At 46.0% G+C, this 272-nt stretch carries 1 protein-coding gene; it reads left to right on the forward strand.

What is annotated here, in order from left to right; translation table 11 throughout:
- Positions 1 to 232, forward strand: a 232-nt coding sequence (locus AB4585_RS23970) for a BRCT domain-containing protein (protein ID WP_372171254.1), incomplete at its 5' end; no start/stop codon positions are given.
- Between the last annotated feature and the right edge of the window lie 40 nt (positions 233 to 272).

Here is a 272-nt window from a genome sequence, read left to right on the forward strand (position 1 = left end):
ATCCACAAGCTCACTGGCTGGCAAACGAGTAGTATTTACTGGTAAATGCTCAAAAGGTCGTGACGACATGGGTAGCGAAGCTGAAAGTTATGGTCTTATCCACCAAAAACGAGTGACGGCAGATACCGACATCCTTGTGTACGGTGAGAAGGCAGGTGAAACTAAACTGCAAGCGGCTCGAAACAAAGGCGTCACTGTAATCACAGAAGCCGACTATCGCCAACAACTATAAACCAATAACCAAGAAAAAAGACCAGTCACTACCATAAGGC

Origin of the sequence: Vibrio sp. 10N.222.49.C9, assembly GCF_041474985.1 — a bacterium.
Lineage (GTDB): Bacteria > Pseudomonadota > Gammaproteobacteria > Enterobacterales > Vibrionaceae > Vibrio > Vibrio crassostreae_C.